10 protein-coding genes are annotated in these 14,848 nt (G+C 66.3%); 8 read left to right on the top strand and 2 right to left on the bottom strand.

The genetic code is table 11. The features are described from left to right. Positions 1 to 203: 203 nt before the first annotated feature. The 5 genes from V6M89_RS11555 to V6M89_RS11535 all read left to right on the top strand — a co-directional run bounded on the left by V6M89_RS11555 (position 204) and on the right by V6M89_RS11535 (position 5,444). On the top strand, positions 204 to 1,289 hold the full coding sequence (locus tag V6M89_RS11555; RefSeq protein WP_332853301.1) for a sensor histidine kinase: 1,086 nt from the start codon (positions 204 to 206) through the stop codon (positions 1,287 to 1,289). Beyond that, positions 1,286 to 2,053: a LytR/AlgR family response regulator transcription factor gene (locus V6M89_RS11550; RefSeq protein WP_332853300.1), complete on the top strand. Its 768-nt coding sequence runs from the start codon at positions 1,286 to 1,288 to the stop codon at positions 2,051 to 2,053. The genes V6M89_RS11555 and V6M89_RS11550 overlap by 4 nt, the downstream gene beginning before the upstream one ends. Before the next feature lie 112 nt (positions 2,054 to 2,165). Further along, a complete protein-coding gene (locus V6M89_RS11545; RefSeq protein WP_332853299.1) occupies positions 2,166 to 3,167 on the top strand; it encodes a formylglycine-generating enzyme family protein in 1,002 nt (333 codons plus the stop codon). A gap of 88 nt (positions 3,168 to 3,255) precedes the next feature. Beyond that, complete coding sequence (locus tag V6M89_RS11540) at positions 3,256 to 4,293, top strand: hypothetical protein (RefSeq protein WP_332853298.1); 1,038 nt, start codon at positions 3,256 to 3,258, stop codon at positions 4,291 to 4,293. A 2-nt stretch (positions 4,294 to 4,295) separates the two neighbouring features. After that, complete coding sequence (locus tag V6M89_RS11535) at positions 4,296 to 5,444, top strand: acyltransferase family protein (RefSeq protein ID WP_332853297.1); 1,149 nt, start codon at positions 4,296 to 4,298, stop codon at positions 5,442 to 5,444. A gap of 1 nt (position 5,445) precedes the next feature. On the opposite strand, the gene V6M89_RS11530 is transcribed toward V6M89_RS11535, so the two are convergent. Continuing rightward, positions 5,446 to 6,717 (bottom strand): MFS transporter, encoded by a 1,272-nt coding sequence (locus V6M89_RS11530; RefSeq protein WP_332853361.1) that lies wholly within the window; start codon positions 6,715 to 6,717, stop codon positions 5,446 to 5,448. Between the two features lie 188 nt (positions 6,718 to 6,905). Here V6M89_RS11530 and V6M89_RS11525 point away from each other — a divergent pair, with 188 nt between their 5' ends. The 3 genes from V6M89_RS11525 (at position 6,906) to V6M89_RS11515 (ending at position 13,560) form a co-directional block, all read left to right on the top strand. Beyond that, positions 6,906 to 8,729 carry a DUF885 domain-containing protein gene (locus V6M89_RS11525; RefSeq protein ID WP_332853296.1) on the top strand — a complete coding sequence of 608 codons (1,824 nt, stop codon included), beginning with the start codon at positions 6,906 to 6,908 and terminating at the stop codon, positions 8,727 to 8,729. 164 nt (positions 8,730 to 8,893) lie between these two features. Next, the gene (locus tag V6M89_RS11520) at positions 8,894 to 12,151 is read left to right on the top strand and encodes a DUF2339 domain-containing protein (RefSeq protein ID WP_332853295.1); all 3,258 of its coding nucleotides are present in this window, start codon (positions 8,894 to 8,896) and stop codon (positions 12,149 to 12,151) included. Then, positions 12,148 to 13,560: a DUF3999 family protein gene (locus V6M89_RS11515; RefSeq protein WP_332853294.1), complete on the top strand. Its 1,413-nt coding sequence runs from the start codon at positions 12,148 to 12,150 to the stop codon at positions 13,558 to 13,560. The genes V6M89_RS11520 and V6M89_RS11515 overlap by 4 nt, the downstream gene beginning before the upstream one ends. Here V6M89_RS11515 and V6M89_RS11510 read toward each other — a convergent pair. Continuing rightward, a complete protein-coding gene (locus tag V6M89_RS11510) occupies positions 13,523 to 14,827 on the bottom strand; it encodes an amidohydrolase (RefSeq protein WP_332853293.1) in 1,305 nt (434 codons plus the stop codon). The two genes, V6M89_RS11515 and V6M89_RS11510, sit on opposite strands and share 38 nt — an antisense overlap. Positions 14,828 to 14,848 lie beyond the last annotated feature (21 nt).

The following is a 14,848-nucleotide window of genomic DNA, read 5'->3' as shown; positions in this document are numbered from 1 at the left end:
GATATTCGTGCTTTTTAAAGCGTTCAAGGGTCAATTGTACCTCCCTCGCAGCGACTCTTCAAAAAAACAGCCTACCCGGGCTTGCATTCCGTCGGCAATCCTGTCGATCCATCGCATTCCGCCCTGCCCGGCCATTCTTCCCGGCTACAATTGCCGCCATGAATATCAGTTCCTCTTTCCAACTGGCCTGGCGCTCGTTTTGGGTGTTAAAAAAACACCGCCAGGAGCCGCTGTGGGCGCAACTGGCGGTCGGCGCCGCCCTGGCGCTGCCGATCGGCTCCGTCATGATGCTGATTAACGGCCTGCTGACCGGGCGCGTGGGCGACCCCGGCTGGTGGCGCGCGTCGTTTCTGTTCAACCTGTTCATCTGCCTGTGCGTGGCCTACAGCATGCTGGCGATCACCCGCGCCGTCGAAAAGCTGTTGCCGGCCGCCAGCATCGAACGGATTTCCGAGGCGGCCGACTGGCGCGCCGCGCTGCTGATCAACGCCATTGCCGTATCGGGCGTCGTGCTGGGCTGCGCGTTCAGCCTGAGTTTGTACACCTGGCTCACGGACTGGGATGCCTGGGGCAGTTTCATGAGCCACAGCGTGGCCCAGACAGAGTTCCTCGCCTTCGTCATGGTGGTGGCGGCGGCCAACTGGTTCTGGTGGCGCCTGCGGGTCAGGCAGGACCGGCTGCTGCACCAGGCGATGGAAGCCCAGCTGCGCCTGCTCCAGGCGCAGATCGAACCGCACTTCCTGTTCAATACGCTGGCCAATGTGCAAAGCCTGCTCGAGCGCGACACGCCGCGCGCTCGGCTGATGCTGGAAACCTTCACCGACTACCTGCGCGCCAGCCTGGGCCAGTTGCGCCACACCGACAGCACGCTGGAGGCCGAACTGGCAATGGTGCGCAGCTACCTGACGCTGCTGCAGATCCGCATGGAAGACCGGCTGCGCTTCGACATCGACGCCAGCGACGAAGCCCTTGCTGCAGCCTTGCCTACCCTGCTGCTGCAACCGCTGGTGGAAAACGCCATCGAACACGGACTGGAGCCGAAGATCGAAGGCGGCCGCATCCGCATCCGCGCGCGCGTCGTCGACGGCCAGCTCGACATCTGCGTCGACGACGACGGCCTCGGCCTGGACGGCCCGCGCCGTCCGCGCAAGCGCGGCAGCGGAATGGCCCTGCCCAATATCCATGATCGGCTGCGCACCCGCTACGGCGGCAAGGCGACGCTGACGCTGGCGCCACAGACCGTGGGCACGCAAGCCACGCTGTCCATTCCCTACCGGGCGCTGGCATGACGCGCGCGCTCATCGCCGACGATGAACCGCATCTGGCACTGTACCTGAAGGAACAGCTGGAACTGCTGTGGCCGGAACTGGAGATCGTGCACATCGCCCGCAACGGCGTGGAGGCGGCCGCATGCATCGAGCAGCTGGAGCCGGACCTGGCCTTCCTCGACATCCAGATGCCGGGCCTGAGCGGGCTGGAAGTGGCGCAGGGCATCGAAGGCGACACCCGCGTGGTGTTCGTCACCGCCTTCGACACCTACGCGGTGCAGGCCTTCGACCATTGCGCGCTGGACTACCTGCTCAAGCCGCTGAAGACCGATCGGTTGGCGCAGATGATCGAACGGGCCAAGGCGGCGCTGGCCTTGCAGGCGGCCGGCCGCAGCGCGCAACCCGATGCGCGCCTGTCGCAAGCGCTGCACCAGTTGACGCGCGGACCGGCGGCGCCGGCGCGACTGCGCTTCGTGCGCGCCGGCCAGGGCGAGTACGTGCATCAGATCGCCGTCAGCGACATCCTGTACTTCCATGCCGACGACAAGTACACCGTGGTGCAGACCACCGCCGGCGAGCACCTGATCCGCACCACCATCGTCGAGCTGTCCGAGCAGCTCGATCCCGAGCAGTTCTGGCAGGTGCACCGCTCCACGCTGGTCAACCTGGACTACCTGGCCGGCACCCGGCGCGATGAAAGCAGCCGCCTGTTCCTGCGCATCAAGGGCCATGCGCGCGAGTTGCGCGTCAGCCGCGCCTACGTCCACCTGTTCCGGGCGATGTAGGCGGCTGGCGATTCGTCGGCGCGGCCGTCGATTCGTCGCCTGCCGCTGCCGTCCGCGCAGGCCCTGTGGGATCTTTGCATTCTCGCAAACATTAATCCCATAGGACCCCGCAATGAAAAAAACCATTTCGCTGTTGTCGATGCTGATGTTGAGCTGCCCGCTGTTCGCGGCCACCGATCCCCTGCTCACGCCTTCGATGGTCACGCTCAAGGGCGGCGAGTTCGTCATGGGCAGTACCGACAATCCGAAGAACGATGACTATCCGGCGTCGGAACCGCTGCACACCGTCAACATCAAGAGCTACCGCTTGTCACGCTACGAGACCACGGTCGGGCAATTCCGCCAGTTTATCGAGGCCACCGGCTACAAGGCCGACGGCGATTGCTGGAAGCTGGCCGCCAACGAATGGGGCATGGAAAGCGGCAAGGCCGGCTGGAACGCCACCTCCAACGCGCCCGGTGACTACCACCCGGTGATGTGCGTCAGCTGGGACGACGCCCACGCCTACCTGCAATGGCTGTCGAAGCAAACCGGCCGGCACTTCCGCCTGCCCAGCGAAGCGGAATGGGAATACGCGGCGCGCGCCGACACCAGCAGCCGCTATCCGCACGGCGACGATCCCGCCGCGCTGTGCCAATACGCCAATGTTTACGACCGCAGCGGCAAGACCGCCATTACGCGCATCACCGGCAAGGACAGGAAGGAAATCGCCTGCGACGACCAGGCCGGCTTGACCACGGTGGTCGGCATGTACCAGGCGAACGCCTACGGCCTGTACGACATGCTGGGCAATGTGGGCGAACTGGTCGAAGATTGCCAGCACCTGACTTACCAGGGCGCCCCCAACAATGGCGCGCCCTGGACCACCGACTGCGCTCTGTTCCACGGCTCGTCCATGGTCATCCATCGCGGCGGCAACTACAACAACGGCCCGGCCGGCGCCAGCCCGACCTTCCGCGCCCATGCGGGGACGGACAACCGCAGCAGCGTGGGCGAAGGCTTCCGCATCGCCGAGGATGTCAGCGGCGAAACGGTCCAGGATGGCGGCGCGAGCGCTTTCGACGCCGGCCTGGCGAAGGCGCAGGCGGCCGAACGCAGCCGCCGCGCAAAATAAACCGGCGCAACACCGCGCAAAAGGAATAGTGGACTTATTGCCGTATAGCACTATCATACAGACAGTGCTATCTGCAGGAGTCCACGCCATGCCAGCAATCGCCGCAACGGCCCCGATTTATATGCGCAGCAGGCGATTCGATCGCCTGTTCGTGCTGGGCATTCCCCTGCTCGCGCTGGCCGTGGGCGCGCTGGCGCTCGGCTTCCCCCAGTACTTCGTGCTGATCATTTCGCTGGACCTGGCCTTGCTGGGTTATCACCATGTCATTTCCACCTACACTCGCCTGCTGTTCGACCTGAAGTCGGCCCGCCAGCACTGGGCGCTGTTGCTGCCTTTGCCGGTGGCGGTGTTTGCCGGCGTCTACCTGCTGATCGGCTGGGGCGGCGTGGCGGCGGTCGCCACGCTGTACATGCACTGGCAGTGGTATCACTACACGCGGCAAAGCGAAGGCATCAACAAGGCCTATGGCATGAAGACGCGCAGCGTCCAGGCCGGCAATCCCGTGTTCAACCGCGTCACCTTCTACCTGGTGCCGGCCGCCGCCTTCCTGATGATGAGCGCGCGCCCGGACTCGACCTTCCTTGGGATGGAAGTGTGGAAGCTGCCGGTGCCGCAATGGCTGGCCCTGGCCGCGCTGGCGGCGGCGGGCGCCTGCCTGGCGTGGTGGCTGGCGGCGCAGGTGCGCGCGCTGCGCGACGGCACGCTGGGCCGCCTGCATTTCGCCTACCTGTGCTCGCATTACCTGATCTATCTGGTGTCGTACGTCGCGATCCACGACATCACGAGCGGCTGGCTGGTCATCAACGTCTGGCACAACGCGCAGTACATCGCCTTCGTGTGGCTGTTCAACTCCAACCAGTTCAAGGGCGGCGTCAACCCCGAGCAGCGGGCGCTGTCCTGGCTCAGCCAGGAGGGCCGCTGGCCAGTCTACCTGATGGCCTGCCTGGCGCTGACCGGTGTGGTGTACCAGTCGATCGACGCGTCCAACGCCTATTTCGCCAATTACACGCTGGTGCCGCTGGTCGTGATCGCCTACCAGGGCATCAATTTCCATCACTACATCGTTGACTCGATCATCTGGAAGCTGCGCAAGCGCGATGTCCAGAGCGCGCTGAAGATAGTCTGACCATGCCGCACATCGGACTGGCCGGCAAGCCGGGCCGCTACCCCGTCCTCGATGCATTGCGCGCCGTCGCGATCCTGCTGGTGCTGGCGCGGCATTGGGCGGTGGCATCGCAGACCACATTCGGCGTGGTGCCCGGCGGGCCGCTGGCGGTGCTGTCGGCCAACGGCTGGATCGGCGTCGACCTGTTCTTTGTGCTCAGCGGTTTCCTGATCGGCAGCCACTACACCGGGCCGCATGCCGCGCCGTTCGAGCGCGCCTCGGTGATGGACTTCTACCGCCGCCGCGCCTTCCGCACCTTGCCGTTGTACTGGGGAGTGATCCTGCTGTGCTGGCTGGCCGCGCCATGGACGCTGGGCGCTGGATACTCCAGCCTGTCCTTCGCCACGCACCTGCTGTTCATGCAGGATTATCTGGGCTCGGATGTCATGGTCACGCTGTGGTCGCTGGCGGTGGAGGAGAAGTTTTACCTTGCCACGCCATTGCTGCTGTTCCTGCTGACGCGGATGGGCACACGCTCCGCCTGCGTCTTGCTGGCGGCGGTGATGGGAGGGCTGTGCTGGTCGATGCAAACCAGCGCCCGCAGCATCGCGCCGGGCGACTACCCGGCCTTCTTCTGGGCGATACGCGCGCCGTTTCATCACGCCGTGCTGGGCATCCTGGCGGGCGTGCTGGTAGCCATCCAGCATGGCGCATCCGGCAAGGGGCGCGCACCGCGCGCGCTGTTCCTGGCGCTGGCGATGCCGCCGCTGTTGCTGCTGATGTATAGGGATTGGCTGACACAGGGTGACTGGCCGACGGTCTGCTGGATCATCGCGCTGTCGTCCATTATGTTTGCGCTGCTGGTGCGCTGCGGCCTGGCCGTCAATGCGCAGTTGCCTTCGTTCGGCGCCGCGCGTCCGTTGCGCTACATCGCCAGGTTGTCCTACGCGCTGTATCTGGTGCACTACCCGCTGATCGGACCTGCCACCAAAGTGTGCCAGGCCCTGCCTGGTGGCATGCAGCAGGCGCCCGTGCTGGGCAGCCTGCTGTTCCTGGCGATCTACGGCGCCATGTCCTGGGCCGCCGCGTGGCTGCTGCACGTCGCGCTGGAAAAACCGTTCCTGCTGCTGCGCGACCGGAGGCGGCCTTTCGACCGCCCCGTCGCCATCTGACTCAACGCTCTTTGACGAACAGCGCGGTAATCATGCCGAGCACGCTCACGGCGATGACATAGTAGGCCGGCGCCAGCGGATTATTCTTCAGCATCAGCGCCACCACCACCGGCGTCAGGCCGCCGAAGATGGCGTACGACACATTGTACGAGAACGACAGGCCCGAGAAACGCACCTGCGCCGGGAACGCCTTGACCAGCACGCAAGGCACAGCGCCCACCACGCCGACCGTGAAGCCGACCAGCGCATACAAGGGCAACAGCAGATCCGGCCGCGCATGCAGCGTGGTGTAGAACACATAGGTGCTAATCGCCAGCAGCAAGGCGCCGCCGAACAAGGTGGTGCGCGCGCCGATGCGGTCTGCCAGCACGCCCGCCACCAGGCAACCGATGGACAGGCACAGCGTCGCCAGCGTGTTCGCCACCAGCGAGGTATGCGGATCGAAGCCGTATATCTTTTGCAGCAAGGTCGGCGTCATCAGGATGACCACGACGATGGCGGCCGACAGCATCCACGTCAACAGCATCGACACCACCACCGCGCCGCGATGATTGCGCAGCACCGTCTTGAGCGGCATTTCAGCGGCCAGCGCCTTGCGCTGCTGCAGCTCGGCGAAGACCGGCGTCTCATGCAGCCAGCGGCGCAGGTACATCGCGCCCAGGCCGAAGAAGCCGCCCAGCAGGAACGGCAAACGCCAGGCGCCGTCGGCCACCTGCTCCGGCGTGAAGGCGGTGTTGATGCCGGTGGCGACCACCGAGCCCAGCAAGATGCCGGCGGTCAGGCCGGCCGTCAGCGTGCCGCAGGCGTAGCCGATATGGCGCGCCGGCACGTGCTCGGACACAAACACCCACGCGCCCGGCACCTCGCCGCCCACGGCCGCGCCCTGCATCACGCGCAGCAGCAACAGCAGCATGGGAGCCGCCAGGCCGATGCTGGCGTAGGTCGGCAGCATACCCATCAGCAACGTCGGCACCGCCATCAGCAGGATGGACATGGTGAACATTTTTTTCCGGCCAAACAGATCGCCGAAGTGCGCCATGATGATGCCGCCCAGCGGACGCACCACGTAGCCGGCGGCGAAGATGCCGAAGGTTTGCAGCATGCTCAGCCAGCCCGGCATCGACGGCGGGAAGAACAGCTTGCCGATCACGGCGGTGAAGAAAACAAAAATAACGAAATCGTAGAACTCCAGCGCGCCGCCCAGGGCGGCCAGCGACAGGGTCTTGTAATCCTGGCGGGTAAGCGGTCGGGCGGGTGTGGCGCTGTGATCCATGCCGGGGCCGGGGGCGATGGCTGCTGCGTTATCTTTTGTCTGCATGTGTGGTCTCGCTTTTGTTTGCATTTTTATGGGTAGCCGGTTCGCGGCAACCATAGAATACGCAATTTTTCCGGCGATGAGTAAACCGCAGCGACAAATGCTAGACTGCTGGGCGAAAATCCATCTCCACTCCGAGGACACCTATGCCATCCGCACGCCCGCTTGCCGCGCTGACCACTTCCGCCCTGATTGCCGCTTTGCTGATGGGCGCGCCGCCCGTGATGGCGGCCGCCAAACCGGCGCATACGCAGCAGGCCGGGCAAGCCCAGAAGCAGCTGGCCAAGCTGGCGGCGGCCTTCCACACGGCGCGCTGCAAATTCGATCCGCTGTTGTTCGCCACCGCCAACGGCGACGGCCGTTATGACGACCAGCTCGGCCTGGCCATCTCGCCCAAGGTGCGCGCGCAGCAATTCACGCTGTACCGCCAGATGCAGAAGCAGCTGATGACGGTGCGCCGCGACCAGCTCGGCCAGCAAGAGCAACTGACCTACGACCTGCTGTCCTACGAACTGAACAACGCGATGCAGCTGGAGTCCTTCCCGGAACACCTGCTGCCGCTGAACCAGCTCGACAACGTGCCCAGCACGCTGGCCAACTATGCCGACGGCAACGGCTCGCAGCCGCTGGGCACGGTCAAGCAATACCAGGCTTACCTGAGCCGCCTGAACCAGTTGCCGGCGTGGATAGACCAGGCCATCGCCAACATGAAGCTGGGCATGCGCGCCGGCATCGTGCAGCCGAAGGCGATCACGGTGGCGATGCTGCCGCAGTTCCAGAACCTGCGCAGCGCGACGCCGGAAACCAGCATCTACTACTCGCCGGTGACGCGCTTCCCGGCCGGCTTCTCCGACGCCGACCAGCGCAAACTGACGGCCGCCTACCTGAACACGGTGGACAGCAAGATCGCGCCGGCGCTGACCCGCCTGGTCAGCTTCCTGGAAAACGAATACCTGCCGGCCAGCCGCGCCAGCACCGGCTGGAGCGCGCTGCCGAACGGCGCCGCCTGGTACGCCGCGCGCATCAAGGACAGCACCAACCTGCCGCTGACGCCGGACGTGGTGCACGCGCTGGGCCTGAAGGAAGTGGCGCGCATCCAGCAGCAGTTGGCGGCGCTCGGTCCCAAGCTGGGCTACGACGGTCCGGAAAAACAATTGCCGCAGTGGGTGGCGGCGCAGGAAAAATTCAAGATCTTCAGCACCGACGAGCAGGTGCTGGACGCCTACCGCGAGATCTACGCGACCGTGCAAACCAAGCTGCCGACCTATTTCAGCCTGATCCCGAAAGCCAAGCTGGAGCTGCACCTGGAGCCAGAGCTGACGCGCGCCACCGCGTCCGACCACTACACGCCGTCGGCGGCGGACGGTTCGCATCCTGGCGTGTTCTGGCCGGTGGTCAACGATCCGAAGAAATACAGCCGGGTCGACATGGTCAGCCTGTTCCTGCACGAAGGCGTGCCCGGCCACCACCTGCATGCGGCGCTACTGAAGGAACTGGACCTGCCGGACTTCCGCAAATTCAGCACCGAGAATCCGAACAGCGCGGCCTACACCGAAGGCTGGGCGCTGTACTCGGAAACGCTGGGTCGCGAGATGGGCTTGTATGAAGATCCGGTGGCCTACTACGGCCACCTGAACGCGGAAATGCTGCGCGCCGCGCGGCTGGTGGTGGACACCGGCATGCACGCCAAGGGCTGGAGCCGCGAGCAAGCCATCACTTACCTGGCCGACACGCTGGGCTGGAGCGAAGCGCGCGCCAAGAACCAGATCGAGCGCTACATGGTGTGGCCGGCGCAGGCGCTGAGCTACAAGGTCGGCTCGCTGAAGATCCTGGAACTGCGAGCGCGCGCGCAGCAGGCGCTAGGCGACAAGTTCAGCTATCAGAAATTCCATGAAGTCGTGATCGGCGACGGCACATTGCCGCTGCCGATCCTGGAAGCCCGCGTCGACCGCTGGATCGCCGCAAAATAAAATTGGGGTCAAGTCTGACATTCGGACACGACCTCCTCCGTAACGGCCGCTACGGAAGGGGCCGTGTCCGAATGTCAGACTTGACCCCCGCTGATTTTGAGCGTTCCGATTGAGGCAATGTTGCAAATGTGATAGCTTGCAACATTGCCACAGGGAGCCGTTCAATGGAATTCCTTTTGTTTATCTTCGGCGTGTTCACGCTGAGCGTCGCCTGGCGCGCGCGCACGGAAGCGAAGCAGGCGCGCAAGATCGCCGCCGAATTGCAGCGGGAAGTGAACGCGCTGCGCGAGATGCAAACGACAATGCAGCGCACCGCCGCGCCGCAAGCACCACCGCAAGCTGCTCAGCCCGCGCGCCCGGCGGCGCCGACGCCTGTCTATGGGCCGATACAAGCCACCATCCTGTCGCCACGCCCGCCACAACCCGCGCCCGTAGCAGCGCCAGCACCGGCAGCGATGCCCACACCGGTACCAGCACAAGTGGCCGCGCCTGCACCGGCGGAGGCAACCGCGCCTGAAGCGCCGTCGCCCCGCCCCGCTCCCGCCGAACCCGCTCCACCGCCACCGACGGCGCCACGGCCCGAGCCAACGCCGCCGCGATGGCTGGTGGCCGCCAAGGCCTGGCTATTCGGCGGCAACCTGGTCGCCAAGCTTGGCTTGCTGATCCTGTTCATCGGCGTCAGCTTCCTGCTCAAGTACACGGCCGCCCGCGTGACGGTGCCGATCGAATTCCGCCTGGCCGGCATCGTGCTGGCCGACATCGCGCTGCTGGCCTGGGCCTGGCGCATACGACTCAGTCGTCCCGCCATCAGCCTGCCGGTGCAAGGCGCGGCGCTGGCCGTGCTGATGCTGGTGACCTTCGGCGCGTTCCGCCTGTACCAGCTGATCCCCGGCTCGCTGGCCTTCGCGCTGCTGTTCGTGCTGACCGTCTTCACCTGCCTGCTGGCGGTGCTGCAAGACGCCATGTGGCTGGCCATCTTCGGCATCGTCGGCGGCTTTGCCGCGCCCATCCTGGCGTCCACCGGCGGCGGCAGCCACATCGGACTGTTCTCGTACTACGCGCTGCTCAACGCCGGCGTGTTCGCGCTGGCCATGCTGCGCTCGTGGCGTCCGCTGAACCTGCTGGGCTTCGCCTTTACCTTCGCCATCGGCACCGCCTGGGGCGTGCTGCGCTACACGCCGGAAAATTATCTGTCGGTGCAATTGTTCCTGCTGCTGTTCTTTGCCTTCTACGTCTCGATCCCGCTGGCGTATGCAAGCCGGCAATCAGTCAAGCTGCAGAACTATGTCGACGGCACGCTGGTGTTCGGCACGCCGATGCTGGGCTTCGGCCTGCAATTCAGCCTGGTGCACGGCTACCCGTTCGGCGTGGCCTACTCGGCGCTGGCGTTGGGCTTGTTCTACATCGGTCTGGCCACGGTGCTGCGCCGGCGCGACAAGGTCGCCCTGCTGGCCGACGCCTTCCTCGCGCTCGGCATCGTGTTCGGCACGCTGGCGATACCGTTCGCGCTCGACGGTCGCTGGACGTCCGCCGCGTGGGCGCTGGAAGGCGCGGGCATCGTCTGGATCGGGCTGCGCCAGAAGCAGACGATGGCCTGGGGCTTCGGCCTGCTGGTGCAGGCCGGCGCCTGGCTGTCGTTCTTCGGCACCGTCAGCGGGCTGTCGCCGGAGCGCGCGCTGGAATCGAACCTGTGGCTGGGCTTCATCCTGCTGTCGTTCACCGCCTTCCTGATGGCGACGCGCTTCCGCGCACAGCAGGACAGCGGCACGAAATTGTTTGCCGCACTGGCGGCGCTGTTCCTCGCATTCGCATCGATCTGGCTGGTCGCCGGCGCATGGACCGAAATCTTCCTGCGCACCGACGGCGCCAACCAAGCCAACCTGCTGGTGGTCAGTGCGCTGGTGGCGGCGGTGGCGCTGTACTTCATCGCCCGCAGGATGGCTTGGCCGCTGGCCAGCGGGCTGGCCCTGATCGCCCAGGCAGTAGCGGGCGCGACGCTGGCCATGCTGGCGCTGACGCAATGGAGCTGGACCGCCGCCTCGCCCGACCTGTTCGACAAACCGGTGCTGGGCGCGGCCATGATCTGCGCCGGCGCCCTGTTCAGCAGCTGGGCGCTGATGCGACACGACGGCCGCGAGCCGGGCACCACCAGCTACCTGCTGTCGCGCCTGACGATGCTGTGGGCCGGCCTGTGGTGGTTCCTGCTGATCCTGCCCGACTTGGCGGGCTGGCTGGCTATCCGCTACCAGATCCTGACGACCGGCACCTGGGCCAACGACGACGTGCTGGGACCGAGCATCTACGGCATGCTGCTGGCGGCGAACACCCTGGCCATCGTCATGCTGGCGCGCCGCCTGCAATGGCCGCGCCTGCGCACGCTGGCGGAACCAACCTGGATCGGCTTGACGGTCGCCAGCGCGGCCATGCTCATCATCCTGTACGACAGCAACCGCCTGCCGGCGGCGTCCGCCTGGCTGGCCTACGCGGCGCTGTGGCTGGCCGGCGAATGGCTGCTGCGCGTCTGGCCCGCCAGCGACTGGCCGCTGGGCGACTTCCAGCTGCGCGCGCTGCACGTGGTACGCACCGGCGGCCTGTGGCTGATGATCTGGCCGGTCGCGGCGATCTGGATCTCGCGCTGGCTGCACGGCGGCAACAGCGCCGAGGCGCAGCTGCTGGCCGACGCCGGCTGGGAGACCAGCGCCAGCTGGGCGCGCTTCATCCCTGCCTGGCTGATGATGGCCGCCGTCGGCTGGCTGATGCAGCGCAGCCGCGCCGGCGGCTGGCCGGTCGCGCCGCTGGCCGCGTGGTACCGGCGCCGCCTGATCCCGCTGGCTTGCGGCTGGGCGCTGCTGCTGGTCGCGGTCTGGAACCTGTCGCAGAACGGCGCCATGGCGCCGCTGCCCTACGTGCCTTTGCTGAACCCGCTGGACCTGACGACCTGCTTCGCCATGCTGATGGCCTACGGTTGCTACCGCCTGCTGCGCGACATGGACGCCGGCGGCACGCTGCGCCACAAGCTGCTCGCCTCCTGGCCGCCGAACTGGGTGGCGCCGTTGCCGCTGCTGGCCGCGCTGGCCGGCTATGGCTGGCTCAACCTGGCGCTGCTGCGCACCGTCTCCAACTACATGAAAGTGCCGTATGAATTCGACGCCATGTTCGCCTCGCAATTCGTGCAGGCGATGCTGTCGCTGGTGTGGAGCATCACGGCGCTGGTGATGATGCGCTATGCCGCCAAACGCGTGCTACGCGCCGTGTGGATAGGCGGCGCGGTGCTGCTGGCCCTGGTGGTCGCCAAGCTGTTCCTGGTCGACCTGTCCAACGTGGGCGGCGTCGAGCGCATCGTTTCCTTCGTCGGCGTGGGCGCGCTGATGGTCGGCATCGGTTATCTGGCGCCCTACCCTACCGAAACGGAAAAGAAATGAAGAACCTTCTGATTGCGGCTGCGGCCGCATCGGCCATTACATCGGCCATTGCATCAGCGGCGGCCAGCGATGCGCCGCAGGACTACACCCACCTGCTGCCGCTGACCGCCAGCGCCAAACAGGGCGTGCTGCAAGTGCGCCTGCCCAAGGATGTCTACCTGCATGCGCGCTCGCCGCTGCTGGACGACGTGCGGGTATTCGACGCCAGCGGCGCCTTGCAGCCGTTCGCGCTGCGCACGCCGGCGCCGGCGACGCGCACCAGCCGGCGCGACCTGCCGTCGGCCATCTTCCCGCTGATGAGCACGGCCGCATCGGCCGGGCAGCTGGACCTGGATGTCAGCACGGCCACCGACGGACGCCTGCTGTCCGTCAAGGTCCGCCCCGACAACGCGCGCGACAAGGCCGCACAGCCGCCGCACCTGGCGGGGCTGGTGCTCGACCTGGGCAAGGATGCGGCCGCCACGCCGGTCAGCGCGCTGCGCTTCACGCTGCCGTCCGGCCAGCGCGAGTACAGCGCACAAGTCTGGCTGGAGACCAGCGCCGACATGAAACACTGGGATACCATCGGCGCCGCCGACCTGAACTGGCTGGTCAACCAGGATGCGCAAACGCTGTCCAACGACCGGCTGGAGTTCGACGCGCGCAGCGTCCGCTATGCCCGGCTGAACTGGCGCAGCGGCACGCCGATCCAGTTCGCCGCGATCACCGCCGAGCAGCTGGTCCATGCCGATGTCACCCTGCCCACCGAGCAACTGCTGCTGCAAGCGGCGACAGGAAGGCAGGCGCAGGACCTGGTCTACGCCGTGCCACCCGCCGTCGCGCCGAGCAAGGCCGGGCTGCAATTCAGCGAGCCCAATGTCGTACTGTCCGGCACCCTGGGCAGCTACCGCGAGCTGCCCGCACGGCAAGCTGGACAAGGGCCTGCCTGGCGCTTCGATCCGCTCACCAGCGCGACGTTCTACCGCATCGCGCAAGGCGACCAGGTGCGCAGTTCCGGCGACATCGAAGTGCCGCCCGTGCACGCGACGCAATGGGTGCTGCGGACCACGGCGCCAGCAACCGCAAGGCCCGCCTTGCGATTGAGCTGGCAGCCGGCCACGCTGATTTTCCTCGCCAACGGCAACGGTCCCTACACGCTGGCGGTCGGCCGCGAGCGCGCCACGCCGGCCGTGCGCGAGTTGAGCCAGGTCGCGCCCGGCTTCTCCGACGCGGAATTGCAGAAGTTGGAACAGGCCAGCGCCGGCCCGGCGACGCAGCAGCAAGGCAGCGGCGCGCAGGACGCCACTGCTGCGTTGACAGCAGCCACCGCAGCCCAGCAGCGCCTGGTGGTGCTGTGGGGCGTGTTGCTGCTGGGCGTGGCCGTACTGGCGTTTATGGTTTGGCGCTTGCTGCGCCCATCACGTTCATGACGGCCAGGGTCATCGCCTGGGCGGCGGTCTTGATCGACGGTTCCGGCACCGGCGCGTAGTACGGCGAATGGTTGAAGGCGATCGGCTTGCCGCCCGGCTTGGCCGCTTCGGCCACCGCTTTCGGATCGTAGACGCCGGTGAAGAAGAACATGCCCGGCACGCCTTCATTGACGTAGGCCGAGAAATCTTCGCTGGCCGTCATCGCCGGCATGCGCGCGACGTTGGCGTCGCCGAAGGCTTTCTTCAGCACGCCCTCGGTACGCTTGACCAGCGCGTCGCTATTGTCGATGGCGGCGCCACCGGTGATCAGCTCGACATCGGGCGCCGGCGCGTCGGCCATCGCGGCCGATGCGTTGGCGACGCGGCGCACGCCGGCCAGCAGTTTCGCCCGTACTTCCGGGCTGTATGAACGGATCGTGCCGCGCACGCGCACGCTGTCGGGGATGATGTTGCCGACCGTGCCGCCGTTGATTGCGCCGATGGTGACGACGCCGAATTCCTTGGGATCTTTCTCGCGGCTGATCACGGTCTGCACATCGACCACGAAGCGGGCGGCGATGGTGATCGGATCGAGCGCCTTGTCCGGCGCCGAGCCATGGCCGCCGCGGCCCTTGAAGGTGATTTCAATCGCGTCCGAGTTCGACGACACCGGACCGCTGTTATAGCCGATGGTGCCGTAGGCCAGCGGCCAGGTGTGCAGCGCGAAGGCGTAGTCCGGTTTCGGGAAGCGCTTGAACAGGCCGTCGTCCAGCATGGCCTTGGCGCCGCTGACGGTTTCCTCGGCAGGCTGGCCGATGAACATCAGCGTGCCCTTCCACTGCGACTTCATTGCCACCAGCGCGCGCGCCGCGCCCAGCCAGGCGGTCATGTGGACGTCGTGGCCGCAGCTGTGGGCCACCATCGTGTCCTTGCCTTCCAACAGCGCGTGGGCCTTGCTGGAATAGGCGTAGCCGGATTTCTCCTCCATCGGCAGGCCGTCCATCTCGGTGCGCACCAGCACGGTCGGGCCGGCACCGTTCTTGTAGATGGCCACCACGCCGGTCTTGCCGACTTTTTCCGTCACCTCGAAGCCGATCGCGCGCATCTCGGCGGCCAGCTTGGCGGCCGTGCGTTCTTCCTGGAAGGCGATTTCGGGATGCGCGTGCAGATCCTTGTAGATCGCATCGAGCTTGGGATACATGCCGTTGATCTGGCTGGCGACGGCGGAGGCGTCTTGTGCCTGGGCGGCGTGGACGAACAATAATGCGGCAAGCGGGAGCAGCTTCATCGGTGGTTTCCTGGTCTGGGG

It is taken from the genome of Duganella sp. S19_KUP01_CR8, assembly GCF_036688705.1.
GTDB lineage: Bacteria > Pseudomonadota > Gammaproteobacteria > Burkholderiales > Burkholderiaceae_D > Rugamonas.
Note: the sequence above shows the minus strand (reverse complement) of the source record. Positions and strands in the feature narration are given on the sequence as shown.